13 protein-coding genes and 1 other RNA gene are annotated in these 18062 nt (G+C 59.9%); 10 read left to right on the top strand and 4 right to left on the bottom strand.

Annotated elements, in window-relative coordinates:
- The first annotated feature begins 17 nt into the window (after window positions 1–17).
- The 8 genes from ACILSR_RS04230 (at window position 18) to ACILSR_RS04195 (ending at window position 10469) form a co-directional block, all read left to right on the top strand.
- Window positions 18–437: an Hsp20/alpha crystallin family protein gene (locus ACILSR_RS04230; RefSeq protein WP_395748475.1), complete on the top strand. Its 420-nt coding sequence runs from the start codon at window positions 18–20 to the stop codon at window positions 435–437.
- Window positions 434–2869 carry an endopeptidase La gene (gene lon / locus ACILSR_RS04225; protein ID WP_395748474.1) on the top strand — a complete coding sequence of 812 codons (2436 nt, stop codon included), beginning with the start codon at window positions 434–436 and terminating at the stop codon, window positions 2867–2869. Before ACILSR_RS04230 ends, lon begins: the two co-directional genes overlap by 4 nt.
- 171 nt (window positions 2870–3040) lie before the next feature.
- The gene (locus tag ACILSR_RS04220) at window positions 3041–4627 is read left to right on the top strand and encodes an AAA family ATPase (RefSeq protein WP_395748473.1); all 1587 of its coding nucleotides are present in this window, start codon (window positions 3041–3043) and stop codon (window positions 4625–4627) included.
- A gap of 4 nt (window positions 4628–4631) precedes the next feature.
- A complete protein-coding gene (locus tag ACILSR_RS04215; RefSeq protein ID WP_395748472.1) occupies window positions 4632–7322 on the top strand; it encodes a cation-translocating P-type ATPase in 2691 nt (896 codons plus the stop codon).
- A gap of 1004 nt (window positions 7323–8326) precedes the next feature.
- The gene (locus tag ACILSR_RS04210) at window positions 8327–8680 is read left to right on the top strand and encodes a hypothetical protein (protein ID WP_395748471.1); all 354 of its coding nucleotides are present in this window, start codon (window positions 8327–8329) and stop codon (window positions 8678–8680) included.
- A gap of 161 nt (window positions 8681–8841) precedes the next feature.
- Entirely contained in the window at window positions 8842–9327 is a 486-nt protein-coding gene (locus tag ACILSR_RS04205; protein WP_395748470.1) for a hypothetical protein, read from the top strand.
- 110 nt (window positions 9328–9437) lie between these two features.
- Window positions 9438–9893 carry a hypothetical protein gene (locus ACILSR_RS04200; protein ID WP_395748469.1) on the top strand — a complete coding sequence of 152 codons (456 nt, stop codon included), beginning with the start codon at window positions 9438–9440 and terminating at the stop codon, window positions 9891–9893.
- 153 nt (window positions 9894–10046) lie between these two features.
- Window positions 10047–10469: a GNAT family N-acetyltransferase gene (locus ACILSR_RS04195; protein ID WP_395748468.1), complete on the top strand. Its 423-nt coding sequence runs from the start codon at window positions 10047–10049 to the stop codon at window positions 10467–10469.
- A 441-nt stretch (window positions 10470–10910) separates the two neighbouring features.
- Here ACILSR_RS04195 and ssrA read toward each other — a convergent pair.
- Window positions 10911–11262, bottom strand: a transfer-messenger RNA (tmRNA) gene (gene ssrA / locus ACILSR_RS04190).
- 176 nt (window positions 11263–11438) lie between these two features.
- Here ssrA and cysS point away from each other — a divergent pair.
- On the top strand, window positions 11439–12857 hold the full coding sequence (gene cysS / locus ACILSR_RS04185; RefSeq protein ID WP_395748467.1) for a cysteine--tRNA ligase: 1419 nt from the start codon (window positions 11439–11441) through the stop codon (window positions 12855–12857).
- 331 nt (window positions 12858–13188) lie between these two features.
- Here cysS and ACILSR_RS04180 read toward each other — a convergent pair whose 3' ends face one another.
- Both ACILSR_RS04180 and ACILSR_RS04175 read right to left on the bottom strand, forming a co-directional pair.
- Window positions 13189–14958, bottom strand: coding sequence for an NHL repeat-containing protein (locus ACILSR_RS04180; RefSeq protein ID WP_395748466.1), 1770 nt, complete (start codon window positions 14956–14958; stop codon window positions 13189–13191).
- A 323-nt stretch (window positions 14959–15281) separates the two neighbouring features.
- Complete coding sequence (locus tag ACILSR_RS04175) at window positions 15282–16247, bottom strand: ParA family protein (protein ID WP_395748465.1); 966 nt, start codon at window positions 16245–16247, stop codon at window positions 15282–15284.
- A gap of 214 nt (window positions 16248–16461) precedes the next feature.
- Here ACILSR_RS04175 and ACILSR_RS04170 point away from each other — a divergent pair, with 214 nt between their 5' ends.
- Entirely contained in the window at window positions 16462–17070 is a 609-nt protein-coding gene (locus ACILSR_RS04170; protein WP_395748464.1) for a DUF1080 domain-containing protein, read from the top strand.
- Window positions 17071–17131: 61 nt separating this feature from the next.
- Here the strand turns inward: ACILSR_RS04170 and ACILSR_RS04165 are convergent, their stop codons facing one another.
- Complete coding sequence (locus tag ACILSR_RS04165) at window positions 17132–18058, bottom strand: serine protease (RefSeq protein ID WP_395748463.1); 927 nt, start codon at window positions 18056–18058, stop codon at window positions 17132–17134.
- Window positions 18059–18062: the final 4 nt, after the last annotated feature.

Raw genomic sequence — 18062 nt, 5'->3', positions numbered from 1 at the left:
GTTCTTCAACCCCCATCATGCCACGCAGCATCCGATTTACCCGTCTGTTTTCCATGGCGGATCAGCTGGCAGCCCAGTTGCAGGGCCTGCCCTTCGCGGGCCTGCAATCTCCGCAGGCCGTCTGGCGTCCGGACGTGAATGTCTATGCGCATTCCGACCGGCTGGAGGTGTGCGTGGATCTGGCCGGTGTGAGCAAGCAGGAAATCAATGTGGAGGTGGAACCGCGGCGTCTGGTGATACGGGGGCTGCGTCAGGCCCCGGATCGTGGCTGCGAGGCTTCGTCCTGCTGCCGCATCCTTGTCATGGAGATCCCAGATGGCAGCTTTGAGCGGGTGCTGGAGTTTCCCGTGGCCGTGGACACGGAGAGGGTGGTGGCCAGGCACGACAATGGGTGGCTGTGGATCACCCTGCCGATTCACATGGAGGATGTGTCATGATGGAAAACCTGTCATTGAAGGCCGCTGAATCCGGCAGCAACGCAGTGAGTGCGACCAGCTCTGCCGGCGCGGGCGCTGAGGCAGTGGTGTTGGTTCCTGGCGCGGTGGATGTGCTGCCGATCCTGCCGCTGCGCGACACGGTGCTCTTTCCAGACACGATCATGCCGCTGAGCATCGGGCGTGCCGCCAGCCTGCAACTGCTGGAACAGAGCCTGCCGCAGGGCAAGCTGCTGGGTCTGGTGCTGCAAAAGGACAAGGAAAGTGAAAATCCAACGCTGGAGCAGCTGCATGAGCACGGCGTCATCGGCCGTGTGATCCGCATGATCCGGCAGGACAATGGCGTGGTGGTGCTGGTGCGTGGAGAGCAGCGCATGCGCATCAAGCAGGTGGTGCAGCAGGAGCCTTTCATGAAGGCGGAGGTGGAGATGCTGAGCAGCGTGATGCCGGACAAGAATGATGATCTGGCGGAGGCGGCGGTGCGCAATCTGCGCGAGTCTGCCGGCAGGCTGCTGAGTCTGCGACCGGAGGTTTCAGATGAGGTGAAGACTTTGTTCTCAAGCATCGACAACGCCAGCACGCTGACGGACATCCTGGCCGCCAATCTGAGCATCGAAACGGACGAGAAGCAGAAGCTGCTGGAGGAAACCCAGGTGGCGCGCCGTGTGGCGCTCCTGGAGGGGCACCTCAACAACCAGCTGCACATCGCGGACCTGCAAAGCAAGCTGCGCGAGAATGTGAGCAGCGAATTTTCCGAGGCGCAGAAGCGCGCCTACCTGCGCGAGCAGCTGCGCGCCATTCAAAAGGAACTGGGCGAGGACAACAGCGGCGAGGAGCAGGTGGAGGACATCCGCCAGCGCCTGGAGAAGGCAGGGCTGCCCGAGAAGGCCCGGCTGCAGGCTGACAGAGAACTCAAGCGGCTGGAAGTCATACCGCCGCAAAGCCCGGACCACTCCGTCATCGTCAACTACCTCGAAACCATCGCCGAGCTGCCATGGAACGTGCTGAGCGATGAGAAGGTGGATTTGCGCAAAGCGCAGGAGATTCTGGACCGCGACCACTACGGCCTCAGCAAGGTGAAGAAGCGCCTCATCGAGTACCTCGCGGTGCGCAAACTCAACCCTGCGGGACGCGGCCCCATCCTGTGTTTCCTCGGCCCTCCAGGCGTGGGAAAAACGAGTCTCGGGCAGTCCATCGCGGAAGCGCTGGGTCGCAAATTTGCACGCATCAGTCTCGGCGGTCTGCGAGATGAGACGGAGATCCGGGGGCATCGCCGCACTTACATTGGGTCGATGCCGGGGCGGCTGATCCAGGAGCTGAAACGGCTGGGCACGCGCAATCCGGTGCTGATGCTGGATGAGATCGACAAGCTGGGTGCGGACTTCCGGGGAGATCCTGCCAGCGCGCTGCTGGAGGTGCTGGACCCGCGCCAGAACCAGGAGTTCACGGACCGCTACATCGACGTGCCGTTTGATCTTTCGCAGATCATCTTCATCGCCACGTGCAACACGCTGGACACCATCCCCGCGCCGTTGCGTGACCGCATGGAGATCGTGGAGCTTTCCGGTTACACCGAGCGCGAGAAACTGAGCATCGCGAAGAACTATCTGGTCAAACGCCAGCTCTCCGAGCACGGCCTGACCGAGGAGCAGTGCACCTGGAGCGATGAAGCGGTCGAGCGTGTGATCGAAGACTACACGCGTGAGGCTGGCGTGCGAAATTTGGAACGCCAGATCGCGTCCGTGACGCGGCACATAGCAGCCAGCATCGCCAAGGAGGAGATCACGCAGGCCAAGGTGACGCCGGGCATCGTGCGTGAGGCGCTGGGACCTGCGGCGTTTGTGCGCGAGAGCAAGCTGCAGACGAGCGCGCCCGGAGTGGTCACGGGCCTGGCCTACACAACGGCGGGTGGCGAGGTGCTGCACATCGAGGCGATTCGCTTTGCGGGCAAAGGCGGCTTCACTCTCACGGGGCAGCTGGGCGATGTGATGAAGGAATCCGTGCGTGCGGCGCTGAGCCTGGTGCGCAGCCGTGCCACGCAGCTGGGCATTGATGCCAGGACCTTCGACAAAAACGAAGTGCATGTGCACGTGCCGGCGGGTGCGGTGCCGAAGGACGGACCGTCTGCGGGCATCGCCATGTTCACCGCGCTTGCTTCACTGTTTTCCAACCGACCTGTAAGCAAGGATGTGGGCATGACGGGAGAGGTGACGCTGCGCGGCCTGGTGCTGCCAATTGGTGGACTCAAGGAAAAATCCATCGCTGCGCTGCGTGCCGGACTCAAGACGATCATCATTCCCAAGCTCAATGAGAAGGACGTGCCGGATCTGCCGGAGGAAGTGCGGCAGCGGCTGAAAATCATCCCGGTGGAAACCGTGGACGAAGTGCTGGCAGCAGCGCTGGAACCCGCCGCGGAGAAAAGGCATGAGCCATGAAAGAGATGCTTTTCGAATCAAGACGATGAGTTTCTGCCACTGGCGGCGCTCATTCCGGTGCGTGTGGAGTCGAGGAGCTTTCCTCTGGAAGCTGCGGATGAAGCGCTGGCCATGCTTCGCGCAGGCCGACTGAACGGCGCCGCTGCGCTGCTGCCCTGACACTTACTTTTCATGATCTCCGCCGACACACAACGCCTGCTGAATTTTCTGTCAGATGCGGATTCGTATCCGCATCGGCCATCGCAGGTGACGCTGGTGCAGACGCATGCATCGTGGGTCTTCATCGCGCCGCCGTTTGTGTACAAAATCAAGAAGCCGGTGAGTCTGGGTTTCCTCGACTTCTCCACGCTTGAACTTCGGCATGCCGACTGCAAGCGCGAGCTGGCGCTCAACCGACGCCTTGCGGAGGATGTTTATCTGGGGATCGAACCGATCTGTGAGCACGAGGGCAGACTGCACTTCGGCGGCTATGGAGAAATCATCGAGTGGGCGGTGAAGATGCGGCAGATGGATCCGCGCTACTTTTTGCTGCAACTCATGCAGACAGAAGAAGTGGGGACGAGGGAGATGGATCGCATCGTGGACAGGCTGCGGCGCTTCTACGTCTCACAACCACCGCTGCCAGCGGCAGAAGTCAAAACGGCCAATGAGCATCTGCGCCAGAGCACCGAGGACAACTTCAAGGCTGCCGCGTCATTCGTGGGGCAGAGCCTCTCGCAGCAGGCGCTGGACGCCATCGCGCAATACACGCGGGGGTTCTTCGAGCGGCAGAGCGCGTTGCTGGAATCGCGCCTGCATGAGGGGTGGATCCGCGACTGCCATGGCGACTTGCATCTGGATCACATCCACCTCTCCCCCGAGGCGGTGCGGATTTACGACTGCATCGAGTTCAACACGGACTTCCGCTGCATTGATGTGGCCTGTGACATCGCGTTTCTCGCGATGGATCTTGATTTCAACGGCCGTGCGGATCTGGCGCGATACATCGTCGAGCGCTTCGCGGTGCTGCTGGATGATCACGGCATTCGAGCGCTGATGGACTTTTACAAGTGCTACCGCGCCTGCGTGCGTGGCAAGGTGGAGAGCATGCATGCGAATGCCGAGACCGTGGCGGAGGCGGAGAAGCAATCGAGTCTCCAGCTCGCACGACGCTATTTCCAGCTCGCGCCGCAGTATGCCATTGCAGGCTCCGAGCCGCGTGTGTTCGTTTTCATGGGCAAGGTGGCCTCGGGGAAATCAGCGCTTGCTGAAACCCTGGGGCGGGAAACCGGGTGGCCGGTGCATTCTTCGGATCGACTGCGCAAGACCCTCGCGGGAACTCCTTTGAACCATCGCGGCACCGAGGAGGAACGTGCGGAGTTGTATGCGCCTGCGATGACGCAAAAAACTTATGAGATGCTGTTTGCCGAGGCGCTGGCCACGCTGCGCGAAGGGCGAAGCGTCATTGTGGATGCCACGTTTTCCAAACTCGAACAGCGCAATGCTTTGAAGAAGGTCATGGCTGCAGAGAATTGCGCTGTGCAATGGATCGAGGCGCATGCCGGCGACGACGTCATCCGTGAACGCCTGCTGGAACGGGACCACGCAACCTCCGTGGTGTCTGACGCACGCTTTGAAGACTATCAGCGGCTTTCTGCATCTTATGAGCCGCCGCATGAGCTGCTTTCAGATGAAAAACTCTCCATTCTGACGGACGGACCGCTCGATCGGGTCTTTGGCAGGCTGATGAGAGAACTGGTGGAGTCAGCATTTAAATAAAGCCATGCCGGAAAAACCATCACTCGCCTGCCACGCTGCCGAATCTGCAAAGGTTGTGGCGGCGCTGCGGACGGATGCCCAGGCCGGGCTGAGCAGCAGCGAGGCGTCGGAGCGTTTGAAGCAGCAGGGACCGAATGAACTGCCGGAAGACAAGCGCCGACCGATGTGGCGTGTGGTGGCCTCGCAGTTTGCGAGCCCCCTGATCTACATCCTTTTTGTGGCGGCGGTGATCTCCTTTGTGATGAGGCATGCGAGTGATGCGGTGGTGATTCTGGTGGTGGTGCTGATCAATGCACTGATCGGCGCCGTGCAGGAAGGCCGCGCGGAACATTCCATGACGGCGCTGCGGAAGCTTTCGGCGCTGAAGGTGCGCGTCATGCGGGACGGCAGGGAGACGCTCATTGAGGCAAGGGATCTGGTGCCGGGAGACATCCTGCTGATCGGAGCAGGAGATCAAGTGGGCGCTGATGCAAGGCTGCTCGAAGCCTCGGCGCTGGAGGCCACCGAAGCTGCGCTGACGGGTGAGTCCCTGCCGGTCGCGAAACAAACGGATGCAGTGGCGGAGGACGCGGGACTGGGGGATCGCAGGAACATGATTTACTCCGGCACGCATCTCACTGCGGGGCGTGGGCGTGCTGTCGTGGTGGCCACGGGTTTGCAGACAGAGGTGGGAAAGATCGCCAGCCTTACGGCATCCGCAGAGGAGCCGAAGACGCCGCTGGAAGTGAGGCTCAAGCAGTTTGGAAACTGGCTGGTGGCTGCGGCCATGGTGCTCTTTGTTCTGATCCTCGGCTTTGGCCTGCTGCGCGGCATTCCATTTGTGACCATTTTCATGGTGGCGATCAGCCAGATGGTTTCGATGGTGCCGGAAGGGCTGCCTGTGGCGATGACCATTGCGCTGGCCGTGGGCATGCAGCGCATGGCGCGGCGGGGAGCCATCGTGCGAAGACTTGCAGCCGTGGAAACGCTGGGTTCCACCAGCATCATTTGCAGCGACAAGACAGGGACGCTCACCAAGAACGAGATGACCGTCACCCTGCTGGTGCTGCCGGATGGGCGGCAAATCACCGCCACGGGCACGGGCTATTCTCCCGATGGCGGACTGCGTGGCGAAGACCAGGACATCACCGCGCAGGACGATGACGCGCTCCGCGCCCTGCTGGAAGCCGCCACGCTGTGCAATGACGCGAATCTGGTGCCGCCCGAAGGGGATGAATCCCGCTGGCGGCCGCTGGGAGACCCCACCGAAGCAGCGCTGCTGACGCTGGCGCTCAAAGGTGGTGTGGAATCTGAACCACTGCGCCATCGGTGGCCACGCCGGGCGGAGATTCCTTTCGACTCAGCGTCCAAGATGATGGCCACACAGCATGGCCGTGATGAGAAGCACCGTGTGTTGTTCAAAGGCGCGCCTGAGAAGCTGCTCGAACTCTGCGATCCTGCGACACTGGATCTAGCGCAGGTGCACCAGACTTCCAACGAGCTCGCCGGCCTGGCTTTGCGGGTGCTTGCCGTGGCTGAAGTGTACGATGTCGAGCTGGATGAGGGCGCAGGGTTTGAACCCTGGCGCGGTCGTTTGTGCTTTCTCGGCCTGCTGTGCCAGATGGACCCGCCGCGTGATGAGGTCAAGAAGGCGGTGGAGGAGTGTCTGCAGGCGGGCATCCGGCCGGTGATGGTCACCGGCGATCACAAGGCCACGGGGCTGGCCATTGCAACGGAGCTGGGCATTTCACGGCCGGGTGACATCGCCGTGGACAGTGCGGAGCTTGAGGCGATGTCTGAAGACGAACTGCGTGCCAGCCTGGACCGCATCTCCGTATTTGCGCGGGTGCATCCGGCGCAGAAGCTGCGCATTGTGGCGGCGTTTCAGTCTCAGAAACAGGTCGTGGCCATGACCGGAGACGGCGTGAATGACGCGCCGGCGCTCGCTGCCGCGGATGTGGGAGTGGCCATGGGCATCACCGGAACGGAGGTGGCCAAGGGCGCGGCCAAGATGGTCATCACCGATGATAACTTTGCCACCATCGTCAAAGCCATCGAGGAGGGACGGCTGGTGTATCAGAACCTCAAGAAGGTCGTGCTCTTCCTGTTTGCCACTTCCATCGATGAAGTCGTGGTGCTGCTGCTGGCCTTGCTGTGCGGTTTCCCGCTGCCGCTGGCGGCCGTGCAGATCCTGTGGATCAACATTGTCACCGAAGGCGTGGTGACGGTGAACCTGATCCTGGAAGGCCTGGAGGGCGATGAGATGCAGCGGAAGCCAACACCGGTGGATGAGCCGCTGATCACGCGGGATATGATGAAGCGTCTGCTGCTCATGGTCAGCACCTCGGTGGTGGTCATCTTCGGTTTCTTTGTCTGGCGGCAGGGCAGCGGTGTGCCGTTTGCCCTCGTGCAGACAGAGACTTTCACCCTGGTCGCGGTCACTCAGTGGTTCAATGTTTTGAACTGCCGCAGCGCCATGAAGTCGGCGATCAGTCTCGACGTGCTGCGCAACCGGTGGCTGGTCGGCGGTCTTGTGCTGGGCAATCTTCTGCACCTCCTCGTCATCTACAGCGGGCCGATGAACCGGGTCTTCCACACGGTGCCGATTCCGCTGGCCGACTGCGTCCTTCTCGGACTGGTTGGCAGCAGCGTGCTGTGGATGGAGGAGCTCAGGAAGTGGTTTGCACGGCGCAGGGCTGCATTGTCCGCGACGTGACTGGATCGAAATAGCTATTCCGCAGATGCGACGGCACGATGACCCGCGTCATCCGGTGGTGTTGTAAAAACGGCTGCATTCCGCCTCGCCGGCACAGCACACGAGCACAATCGGAGCAAGCAGACTGCACAAGATGCCATCGATCTTGCAAAGTGGATTGCTGGCAAACAACCGGCCATTTTGCAAGTTGGACGCGAGATGCGGAAACAGCAGCGGCTGGCTGCGCTCCTAGTACACCTCGCCAACTCTCCCATGACCATGCGAAACCTGCGAACCAGGCATGGATTCCAACGCGAGGAAGCAGAGCAATTGGCCCTCGAAAACCCGCAGTGCTTAACGATAAAAAGATCAAGACTGGAAAGGCTGGCCAGCCGCGATACGCCCCGCAGCCGTTCCTCCAGTTTGGGTGTGGTGTCAGGATTATTCACACATGGAATCTACACTCCTATGCCATTGCAAAGCGACATTTTTATTGCCCATCAACGGCATAGAAGTGTAATACGACACCCATGATCGCCACGGCACGCACTATTCCTACATAAATGTGGGCGATAAAGCTGCTGACAAACCTTGAAACCTGTTATTCATCTACATTGTTAGGCCAACTAACAGCACCACACAAAGAAATGACACTCCTCGCCACATCCTATCCACTTTGGTTTAGTGTGGCGATTTGGGTAGTCGTCTATTCGCCACTCATTCCCGGAAGCATCATCTTAGTAGTGGGCTTCGTGAAGATGACACGCAAGAGACGCCACGCAGTATTTTGGCTTCTTGCCGCAGCACTTCTACTCGGCATCGGCTACTATTACACTCTCAAGATGCTCAGTGCGGTATGATCACGACACTGCGAACCAAGCACCAACCCAGGGCGAACAAAACGGATGCAGGCAACGGCTCGAAGGCTATCTGTCGTGTCAGCAACGTCTTGCGCTCGCCGTCGCCTGATCCGAGACGTTCGCCAATGAAACGGAGTCCATCGTCGTCATGAAAACCTACTGACCATGAACCATATCAACTGCATTTTGTTGGCGTTTATCAGTCTTGGCTTTGCTTTACCAGCTCGGGCCGGAGAGGGGATCGACCAGAAACTCACGAAGCAAGTCGCGGACATATATGTTGAGTGCCAGAAGATTGCGCCGGGAGTGACCCGGCGAGAATTGCTCAAGGTATTCACCACTGAAGGTGGCCTCTCGACCGCCACGCAACGCACGTTTATTCATCGCCAGTGCCCCATTATCAAGGTTGACGTAGAGTTCAAACTTTCTGACCCCAAGCAGGGGGAGCTTGACGAGCGACCAACAGACACCATTAGCAAGATTTCCAGACCGTACTTAGCGCCATCCATACGTGATTGATGAGATGATTCGTGAGCCAAGGCATATGAGATCAAGAGCCGTCATCACAGCCAACCAAAGGGGCGAACAAAATGGATGCAGGCAACGGCTCGAAGGCCATCTGTCGCGTCAGCAACGTCTTGCGCTCGCCGTCGCCTGATCCGAGCCGTTAGCATCAGAAAATGAAGAAAGGATGTTTGATCTTCGGCGCAATTGCACTGATCGGCATTCTTGGATGCGGCTTTCTCCTTTGGGACTTTGCGAGGATCAAAAGCTGGGGAGTCGATGTTGAGTCAGTTGAGTGGCTTCCAAAACAGGCTTCGAATATCACCTTCATTTCGGGAGACATTAACAGGATCGCGGAGTTCGACATCGATCGGGACTCTCTCGCGAAATGGTGTGATTCGATTGGGAAATCATTGAAGCCTGTCGCTGAAGGTCAGAACGCGAGCATTTGGCGCGTGAATCAATGGCTGGATCAATTCGGAATCGTCAAAAATAGTTCATTCAAGGACTCGTCTGCTGTGGAAGAGGATTTTAACCGATATTCCAAGGACTTCACAGCCGGTGACCTGTTCTATGAGGACCGCTGGTCGAATGGTGGCGGTTATGTTATTGGGTATGATGTCAGCGAGGGACGAGGATACTACCAATATGCACACCACTGACTGCCCCAATGCGAACAAAACGGATGCAGGCAACGGCTCGTAGGCTATCTGTCGTGTCAGCAACGTCTTGCGCTCGCCGTCGCCAGATTCGAGACGCTCGGCCAACCACCATGAGCCCACTCCCCATTATCATAGGTCAGGAATTAGCACCTGATTGGCTTGGGGAGGCTCGGCGGCAGTTTGAGGTGAGTTGGCATCCTCATTCATACTTCGAGTCGCTCCGCTCAGTTGGGGCGTTATATGTGGCAGCAAACGCACTGATGATCCTCAGTTTCTTCGTTGCTATATTCCTGACCCTTCGGAGAACGTCGCCGCACCTCGCGACGTTTTCAGTTCTGGCCCCTGTGATCTTGGGTGCCGCTGCGATGCTCGTCCACATTTTGCACCTCACCCATGCTCTCGGTGATGACTATTGGTCGAGGCTCAGCACCGGTCACCCGATACATGTCGATGCACTCAAGGAGCTTCGCTCTATTCCTTTTCCACTCTACCTTGGAGCTGGCCTCAGCGCGGTCAGCACATTGCTGCTATGGTTGCGCAATACGAAAACCAGTCGCCAACCATGAAGAAGCCGAACAAAACGGATGCAGGCAGTGGCTCGTATGGCATCTGTCGTGTCATCGGCGTTTCCCGCTCGCCGTCGCCTGATCCGAATCGATCGCCCAAGAAAATGGAGTCCATCGCAAAGCACAGAAGATGACATGGGAATAACGTGCCGAATGCTCACCCGAGATGACGATGCCGTTCTGCGGTCGGTCGCTCCAGACGTATTCGATCACGCCGTCTCACCTGCGTTCGCCTCGGAGTTCCTGCGTGATCCTCGACACCATCTCGCTGTTGCCATCGATCAGGACATCGTGATTGGGTTCGCTTCTGCGGTTCACTACGTTCACCCAGACAAGCCCCCTGAACTATGGATCAATGAAGTGGGTGTGGCGGAGTCTCACAGGCGGAAGGGGTTGGCTCGCCAGCTATTGCTCCTGCTGTTTGATCTCGCTCGCTCCTTGGGTTGCCGTCATGCGTGGGTGCTGACGGACCGAGCCAACCCAAGTGCCGCGAATCTTTATTCATCCATGCCAGGAGCAACGCCACCGAGCGAGCCCCTGCTGTTTGAGTTTGACCTGGAGGTCCTGAATGCATGAACTCAAGCGAGCCACGGAATGAATCCACCACCAATCAAGGGCGAACAAAACGGATGCAGGCAACGGCTCGAAGGCTATTCGCCCTCTCACCCTCTGCCGCGAACGTCTCGACCGTATCCAGAGCATTCTGGGCAGGAATGCCGATTCTTTGCCCGTGCATGAGTTCAACCGCTCATTCAGCGTGTGGGAATGACCGGCTGCGAATCTACCTCCCCCGCTTCAGGAGTCTCCTTGCGAGTAAGCTTTCAGGGCGCAAAAATCCCGTGGGGATCAAATTTTCAGAGAAAACACACCGTAAGGGCAATGGTGCCATTTAAATCTCATTGCGCCGCCGGATGGCCGGCCCGATCAAACCCGTGGACTCGCATGGAATAAGGTGGACAAATTTGGACCTGTTCCCACTTCTTATCCAACCAACATCTACTTCCTTGTAGATCAAAGAAGTGGAGGCGAGGGGAGTTGAACCCCTGTCCGAATAGTCGTTGCCCGTAGCGTCTCCATGCTCAGTCTCATCTTTGGTCTCGGTGGGAGGCGGCTTGAGACAGCCTACTCTTCACCCAGCGTCCTGTTTGATCTCGTTTGTGACCCGGTCGCCCGGCCAACAAACCAGCCTGGTAGTGGCATCGTTCAGGCTACCAGACATTGCCTGAAGGATGTCGCAGGGCTTAAGCTGCGAGTGCTAGCTCGTTAGAGTTTGCATTTATGTTTTTGATCCGGTGTTTAACGAGGCCAACGAATCATCCTCGGCATGCAGCTCCGAACTCAGCCTACCCGTCGAAACCAGTACGCCCCCGTTTTGGAGTGGAAGGCAGAGTAATCGAGGGCTGGGGGAATGCAAGGGGGGAGTGGGAGCATCGGGTGAAGTCAAAGGTCAAAAAGGGTCAAGAGCGCCAAGTGTCGAGCCTTGACCTCTTGACTGCTGCTTGACCTCTTGACCATCTCCATTCGTCATTCACCTTCCCCGCCCCCATGTCTGCCGCCGCCCTGTCTCTGAAACTCCACGATACCCTCTCCCGCACCGACCGCGATGTCACGCCGCTCGATGGCAAAACATTGCGCTTCTACTGCTGCGGACCCACGGTTTATGGACCAGCGCACATCGGCAACTTCCGCACCTTCGTGGCGCAGGATGTGATGCGCCGCGTGGTGGAGGCCTCCGGCACGCCCACCCTGCACGTGCGCAACATCACGGACGTGGATGACAAGACGATCCGCGACTCGCAAAAGGCGGGGCAGACGCTGCTGGATTTCACGCAGGGCTGGACGGAGAAGTTTCATGCGGACTGCGCGGCGCTGAATCTGCTGCCACCGCATGTGGAGCCGAGCGCCGTGGGGCACATCCCGCACCAGATCGCCATGATCGAGAAGCTGGTGGCGGGCGGGCATGCGTACGCGGCGGCGGATGGGAGTGTGTACTTCCGCGTCTCCTCTTTTAAAGACTACGGCAAGCTCAGCCATCTGGAAGACCGCGAGCTGCGCCTGGGGGCGAGCGAGGCGGCGAGCGCGACGGACAGCGACGAATACACCAAGGATTCCCTCACCGACTTTGCCCTGTGGAAGGCGCGCAAGCCGGAGGACGGCGAGAATTTCTGGCCCAGCCCCTGGGGCGAGGGCCGCCCGGGCTGGCATCTGGAGTGCAGCGCGATGATTCTGGAATACCTCGGCGAGGATTTCGATCTGCACAGCGGCGGCGTGGACCTGATTTTCCCGCATCATGAAAATGAGATCGCCCAGAGCTGCTGCAGCACGCATGGGAAGTTCGCGCACCACTGGATGCACGTGGCCCACCTCATGGTGGACGGCGGAAAGATGAGCAAGAGCATCGGGAATTTGTACACGCTGGCGGATCTCGCGGCTCGTGGCTACACGCCCGCGGAAGTGCGCTATGTGCTCATCTCCGGCCACTATCGTGCGCCTTTGAATTTCACCATGCACAGCCTGGACTCGGCAAGGCAGGCGCTGCAGAAGCTGGCGAAGGCGGACAAGGCGCTGACGGCCGCCTCCCCTGCCCTGCCTCAGACGCAGGCGCCGGGCCCCTTTGCGGAGGCCTGGGAGACCCTGCTGCATGATCTGAATGTACCAGGCGCGATCGGCGCCGTCTTTGCCGTGCTGAACAAGCTCAAACCGGCCGCCCTCTCCGCCGAAGAAACCGCCGCCGCACGCAGCGGCCTGCATTTCATGCTCGGCGCCCTCGGCATCGTGCTGCCACCGGTGGCCGATGATCTGGTGGCCGATGTGCCGCCGGAGATTCAGGCAAAAGCCCAGCAGCGCTGGGACGCCAAGCAGGCCAAAGACTGGGCCGCCGCCGACACGCTGAGAAAAGAACTCGAAGCCGCCGGCTGGCTGATCAAGGACAGCAAGGATGGCTTTACGGTGGTGCCGAAGTAACATCACGAGCCTTTGAAAACTCCCCTGCTGTTGTGCTCGGCACTCCGGCCGTAGGTTGGTTGTGTTTGGCGTCGAGAGCGGTTCCAAGCTCCAACGCTCCCTTCGCCAAACCGACCAACTGCTAGGATGCTCGTACGCCACAGTAGTTGCAGCACGCTCAGAGACGGGCGGGCTGACGCCACGCCCATCCTACGCTCCGGCCTGCGCCTCCTGCTTGAGATTTGGGACGTTAATCATGGACCTGTTTCCAAATAGATCGTGATATCACTTGGTCTGGACCGGGGCCAATAACTGGATTGCCAGCCTGTTATATTCAATGTGTCCCCCCGCCTCACGGCGGTGCCGTGATCGACAGCCTCGCGAAGAGGGAGGCGGCTCCATTGAGCGGAATCACGGCCTTCACCTGCTGCGTCGTGCCATTGTCGCTCTGCACAGTCTGCACCACGCCGGCGCTGCTCCAGCTGCCTGCCGCCAGAGTGGCGCTCCACTGCACGGTGAAAACCGTGCCGGCATTGAGCGCGGCATCGCTGCGAGTGTAGGTGTACTCGAGGTTGGAGCCGTTGATCACAGTCGTCTGCGGAAGCGTGCTCTCCACGGTGGGATTGAGGCCCAGGGCATACTCGACAAGGTTGGGAATGCCATCGCCGTCGGAGTCGGCATCATCTGCGGCGGTGCCGCTGTTGGCCGTGGTGCCGAAGTAGGTCTCCCGCCAGTCTTGCTGCGAAGTCAGAGTCGTGAAAGTGGCGACGGAGGTGTAGGTGGTGCCAATGCTGTTGGTGGCATAGGCCGCGAAGGAATACGCCGTGCCTGCGGTAAGACTGGAAGCGCTAAGGGTGAAGAGGCCGGTGGTGCCGGAGGCAGTGACCTGAGTCACTCCCGCGCCGCCGATCTGCGGGCTGCCATTGGTGCTGGTGATGGAATAGACGACGCCGCGCTCGGTGATGGCGGAGCCGCCGTCGCTGCTGACCGTGCCGCCGAGCGTGGCGGTGGTCGAAGTGATGCTGGTGCTGGAGGGCGAGTTGACCGTCGGCGCATTGCCTGGCACGCCCTGGCTGATGCGGTCGTTGTTGGAATCTGCGATGAAAAGAGTGCCATTCGCAGCCACCGCCACGGAGTTGGGCAGGTAAAATCTGGCGGCAGTGCCGATGCCCCCCATGGTGCCATTGATGTTGGCGGTGCCACCGATGGTGGTGACCACGCCTCCGGTGGTGATTTTGCGGATGGTCTGGTTCTGCGTGTCCGCCACATAAAGGGTGCCGCTGGAGTCCACCGCCACGCCATTGGGAGCTTTGAAGCGTGCGGCGCTGCCGGTGCCATCCAGGCTGCCATTGAGCCCGGAGGTTCCTGCCACCGTGGTGACCACTCCGCCGCTGGTGACCCTGCGGATGGTGTGATTGCCGGTGTCCGCCACATACACATTGCCGCTGCTGTCCACCGCAACGCCGCCGGGAGAATTAAACCGTGCGGCGGAGCCGGTGCCGTCCGTGCTGCCATTGTGCTGCGCCAGACCTGCAAGAGTGGTCACCACGCCTGCGCTGGTGATCATGCGGATGGTGTCATTGCTGGTGTCCGCCACATACACATTGCCGCTGCTGTCCACGGCCACGCCAGAGGGAGAGTTAAACCGTGCGAGGGAGCCGGTGTTGTCGATGCTGCCGGTGATGCCCGCCTGCCCCGCCAGAGTGGTGACCACACCGGCGCTGGTGATCTTGCGGATGGTGTGGTTTCCGGTGTCCGCCACGTAGATGACGCCGTTCTGATCCACGGCCATCCCCACAGGGGACTTGAACCGTGCTGCGGAGCCGGTTCCGTCTGCACCGCCGGTAAAGGTGACCATGCCGGCCAGTGTGGTCACCGTTCCGTCACTGGTGACCATGCGTATCGTGTCATTGCCCGTGTCCGCCACATACATCGTGCCGCTGCTGTCCAGCGCCGCGCCGCCGGGGCTTTTAAAGCGCGCCGCAGTGCCGCTGCCATCGGTGCTGCCATTGACGCCCGGAGAGCCGACGAAGTTGCTCCACTGATATTGCTGGGCCTGGATCGAGCCGGCGCACAAGAAGGCTGCAATGAGGATGACCGGGAGGCGGAGACAAGTCTTCATGGCAATATCGGGAGAAGGCCAAAGCCAGAAGGTCATCTGGCGCTGCGGAGGTGGGAGAGAGTGAGGCTGAGCGGTGACCAGTTTGCTAAACGTCCTATATCGTGCCCAAGACACGCTACAGCCGCCCACATTTCAGTAGGCCCCTCCCTTAACGAGGGGTAAGCGTTTGGCAGTCAGCTCAAGCATCGCGAAGGAGTCATCATGATTGTCCCGAAATGATCGAAGATGCGAGATCATCCCTGAGTCCTCACGCATCCGCTTTTTCCGCCGCTTTTGGAAGAGGCGCATACGCGGGAAGGCGGATGGTCCACTCCGGCGGGGCGCTAGCTGCGCCAGAAATCTCGCAGTTTCCGGCGCAGGTTTGCCACCACCGAGAGCTTGTCCCGGCCGGAGGATCTGCCGAGGCGCTCCAGTAGTTCTTTCGCCAGCTTGCGCAATCCCACGTGAAAGGGTTTGGTCGCCGGACCATAGCGTGAGACGAGAGTCTTGGAGCCTTCAGAGCCCCAGTCGGTGGCCTTCATGGCTTCGGGCCGGTGCAGCACCTCGGCCTCCTTGCTGAACAACGGAGGGATGGCCTTGTGATCTTCCAGCGCAGACAGAGCGGCGCGGGCTTTGCGGTAGGTGTCGCTTTTGCGGTCCGGGCAGATGTTCAGCAGCGTGCCCAGCGGGTGGATGGTGTGAGTGGAGTTTTTCTGCGCCTCGTGAACCAGCTCGACCACGCTTTCGATGTCGGCGATGCTGAAAAAGTCAGGAATCTCAGGCAGCAGCCAGTAGTCGGTGGCCCGCAGGCCCATGGTGGTCCAAAACAAGATTTCCGAGCCCGGGAAATCAAGCAGGGCGATGTCGAAATCATCCTTCACAGGAGCCAGTGCATCCTTGAGCACATCGAGAAATCTCCAGCGTTTGGTGCGCTCCAGGCTGTTGATCTCCTCATTGAGCTCGCGCCAGTCTTCGCGGTGGGTGGCCAGCACGGACAGTGCACCAAGAGGCACGGAGCCCTTGCGCGCCTTGCCGGTCTGCTCCCGGTGCAGCAGACAGCATTCTACCTGCTCCTTGGTGACTCCGCCATTGCAGGCATGCCTGAGGAGCGCTGTGAGGGAGAGCCCGGACTTGAACGCTTTGTCGATTTTGTCCTCAGGAATCAGGGCCTTCGATGTGCTGCCCTGAGGATCCAGATCGACCACCAAGACACGCTGCTCATGGATCGAGGAAAGAAAGTCGGCCAGAAAAACAGTGAGGGCGCTTTTCCCAACGCCGCCTTTCATGTGGAAGATGCCTATGGAGATCATTTGGGCTTTTTCCAAGGGACCGAAAACCCTTTCTCAGTCAATCATGAATGCAGGAAAAGGGTCTAAGAAATCGCCGGGAGCACATGCAAGACGCGGGCACCATGACGCCCCCCTCCACCCGCCCCCCCTGCCCATCTCGTTTTGTTTTGCTTTTTTCCGCAGGGCCGGAGAAAAAGGTGCGTTTATCTGCTCTCTCATTTCACCCCACCCAACCATGAAACGCACCGCCGCTCTCCTCCTCGCCGCACTCTCGCTCTCCACGCTCCATGCCGAGGACTGGCAGCCGGAGGCGGGCTTCACCTCCCTCTTCAATGGCAAGGACCTCACCGGCTGGTGCTTCCGTGAGAAGACCAAGAAGGACGATCCGAATCCCGGCACGATCACCGCGAAGCACGATGGCAAGACCGAGGCCGCCGATGCGGGCAAGTACATCGTCAAAGACGGCGTCATCGCCGTGACCTTTCCCACCGAGATGGACAAGCTCACCGGCCAGCTCTACACCGTGGCGGAGTTCCCCAAGAACTTCGTGCTCAAGCTGGAATTCCGCGCCTCAGTGAATGCCGACAGCGGCGTCTTCATCCGCAAGCCCCAGCTCCAGTGCCGCGACTACCTCGTGGCTGGTCCGTATAAAGAACTGAAAGCCTACAAGCCCCAGGAGTGGAACCAGATCATCGTCGAAGTAAAAGACGGCGTGGCCCACTGCACCTGCAATGGCGAAGTGCTGGAAGATGCCCTGAAGCTGCCAGCCACGGGCCCCATCGGCTTGGAGGGAGATCGCGGAGTGATGGAGTACCGCCATATTCAGCTCAAGGAAGTGCCTTGATGCATTGAAATTCCGGGCGGCCCAAAGCCTCCCAGGCGCGTGGACCTCCGCGCTCCGCTGGCTACTTTCGCACGCGCAATGTAGCGCTTTTCCGCGCCCGATGCTTCTCAATGAGCGATTGAATCCATGCGGAGTCGGGCGCCACTGAGACGCCGCGATAATTCCGCATCCCGTCATGTCCGAGTTCAAAGCTGGCCCTGGTGATGATGCCGAGCACCTGGCCGCGCGCTTCGATCACCGGGCCGCCGCTGTCTCCGGGAGTCACTGCTGCGCTGTGCTCCAGCAGCCTCCAGCGGGCTCCGGGAGGATTCGTCATCACGGAGCCCAGGCTGGCCACATAGCCGCCACTATAGGCTATCGCTGGGCGTTTCGCGCTGACATTCCCGCAGGTGAAGATTGGAGGGCCCTTTTTAAGCTCGTCAAATCCGGCGAGCTTGTAGGTCCGGAACGGTGTCAGAGGGGCGTGAATCAATGCGAGATCGGGCTCGCCCTTTTCGACATTGCCGCGCCAGACAACGTCCGACTTCACGCAATGGAACTCACCGTCCGAAGCCAGAGCGACGAGGGCAAGCCTGGGCCTGCTGACACAATGACTCGCGGTCAGGAAATAGCCATCCTCCGTCACCGGCACCGCCATGCTTTTGTCGATCAGACCTTTCGTCTCCGGGAGAATGTCATAGGTTTTTGTCGTGTCTGTCTGCGCGATTTTGGTGAGGGTCACGCGCAAGGCTTTCTGAGAGTTGAACAAGAGCGTCCATCGCAGGGCGGCATAGTCCAGCGCCTTCTCGTTCCCGATCTTCCGGTGTGTCCATTCCTTGAGGCTGGAAGGTCGCCGTGCATTCAAGCTGGCCACAGCGCGCTTCATGTCCCGCGCACTCAGCAGCGGCGCCTCGGGCTTCGCCTTGTGGCTGTCGCGAAGTGGGGCGCATGACGCGAGCAGGAAGCCCACGCAAAGAGCGCCCACGACATGGAAAAAGGAGAATCTCATTGGC

The organism is Prosthecobacter sp. (assembly GCF_044222565.1).
Classification (GTDB): domain Bacteria; phylum Verrucomicrobiota; class Verrucomicrobiia; order Verrucomicrobiales; family Verrucomicrobiaceae; genus Prosthecobacter.
This window is presented reverse-complemented; position numbering and strand designations above follow the sequence as displayed.

What these genes read in the sequence shown, in the direction of transcription:
- ACILSR_RS04195 (WP_395748468.1), top strand. Translation starts at nt 10,047, where the DNA reads ATGCTCACCCGAGATGACGATGCCGTTCTGCGGTCGGTCGCTCCAGAC.
- ACILSR_RS04220 (WP_395748473.1), top strand. Translation starts at nt 3,041, where the DNA reads ATGATCTCCGCCGACACACAACGCCTGCTGAATTTTCTGTCAGATGCG.
- ACILSR_RS04200 (WP_395748469.1), top strand. Translation starts at nt 9,438, where the DNA reads ATGAGCCCACTCCCCATTATCATAGGTCAGGAATTAGCACCTGATTGG.
- ACILSR_RS04175 (WP_395748465.1), bottom strand. Translation starts at nt 16,247, where the DNA reads ATGATCTCCATAGGCATCTTCCACATGAAAGGCGGCGTTGGGAAAAGC.
- ACILSR_RS04215 (WP_395748472.1), top strand. Translation starts at nt 4,632, where the DNA reads ATGCCGGAAAAACCATCACTCGCCTGCCACGCTGCCGAATCTGCAAAG.
- ACILSR_RS04230 (WP_395748475.1), top strand. Translation starts at nt 18, where the DNA reads ATGCCACGCAGCATCCGATTTACCCGTCTGTTTTCCATGGCGGATCAG.
- cysS (WP_395748467.1), top strand. Translation starts at nt 11,439, where the DNA reads ATGTCTGCCGCCGCCCTGTCTCTGAAACTCCACGATACCCTCTCCCGC.
- lon (WP_395748474.1), top strand. Translation starts at nt 434, where the DNA reads ATGATGGAAAACCTGTCATTGAAGGCCGCTGAATCCGGCAGCAACGCA.
- ACILSR_RS04210 (WP_395748471.1), top strand. Translation starts at nt 8,327, where the DNA reads ATGAACCATATCAACTGCATTTTGTTGGCGTTTATCAGTCTTGGCTTT.
- ACILSR_RS04170 (WP_395748464.1), top strand. Translation starts at nt 16,462, where the DNA reads ATGAAACGCACCGCCGCTCTCCTCCTCGCCGCACTCTCGCTCTCCACG.
- ACILSR_RS04205 (WP_395748470.1), top strand. Translation starts at nt 8,842, where the DNA reads ATGAAGAAAGGATGTTTGATCTTCGGCGCAATTGCACTGATCGGCATT.
- ACILSR_RS04165 (WP_395748463.1), bottom strand. Translation starts at nt 18,058, where the DNA reads ATGAGATTCTCCTTTTTCCATGTCGTGGGCGCTCTTTGCGTGGGCTTC.
- ACILSR_RS04180 (WP_395748466.1), bottom strand. Translation starts at nt 14,958, where the DNA reads ATGAAGACTTGTCTCCGCCTCCCGGTCATCCTCATTGCAGCCTTCTTG.